The organism is Intrasporangium chromatireducens Q5-1, from assembly GCF_000576575.1.
Lineage (GTDB): Bacteria > Actinomycetota > Actinomycetes > Actinomycetales > Dermatophilaceae > Intrasporangium_A > Intrasporangium_A chromatireducens.
In genome coordinates this window covers 1-812 of sequence record NZ_AWQS01000542.1, presented here as the reverse complement: position 1 = coordinate 812, position 812 = coordinate 1, and the positions used below count along the sequence as shown (strand labels likewise).

The 812-nt window shown below is 64.4% G+C and carries 1 protein-coding gene; it reads left to right on the top strand.

The window, feature by feature from the left end; translation table 11 throughout:
* Positions 1 to 134 precede the first annotated feature (134 nt).
* On the top strand, positions 135 to 707 hold the full coding sequence (locus tag N864_RS24955; RefSeq protein ID WP_155893081.1) for a hypothetical protein: 573 nt from the start codon (positions 135 to 137) through the stop codon (positions 705 to 707).
* The last annotated feature ends 105 nt before the right edge of the window (positions 708 to 812 follow it).

Here is an 812-nt window from a genome sequence, read left to right as displayed (position 1 = left end):
CATCATCACGCTCTTGACGCCAACCGTAGAGCCCGCCCGGTCACCACCCCGCCGAGAACGTCCTCACCCACGACGTCGTCACCCCCCGGCCACCTCCGCAACCAAGCTGTCGTTCAACACCATTGACGGTTACAGTGGTCGTCGACGATCCCTCTGATGTCGTTCGGCAGGTCGACCTGACTGCCGGCTACCTGCTCCAAGGGCCTGGTGAGGCGCGACTTGCCGCACAGTCGACCGTCGGTGCCGCCGCCGGGGCTGGAAGAAAGACCTTCACCGTACGATTGGCGAGCCCATACACGCTTGGTAGCCGGACCACGCCCTATGGGCGCCTGCAGGTCCTTGCGCTCGTCTCCAATCCTGCTGACTCGACCGTTTTCGGAGGAGGCTCCACGATGACTCTGCTCAAAGGAGCGACGACGGTGACCAACGTCCCGAGCAGCACGACGGTGGCGCCCGGGACGTCGTTCCGAGTCTCTGGAGACCTGAAGCTGTTCAACGGACAACCTCTGTCGGGTCGCCGGGTCGGTATCTACTACGTCCCAGCCGGGACGACGCGTGCCTCGTACGCCGGAACCGCGGTCACGTCCTCGTCTGGCGACTTCTCTCTCCAAGCCCGCGCTTGGCACACCGGCAGTTGGTTCGCGCAGTATTCGGGATCCTCAAGCGAGCAGTCGGTGTACAAGGCGGTGTGGGTGCGCGTGAGCTGAGCACGCATGGACTTGGAACGCGCTGGACGAGTTGGCGCCGCAGGTAGCCAGGACTGCGGCAGCGGTCATCGCAGGTCGACCTTCAACTCGGGTTCGGTCTTCTGC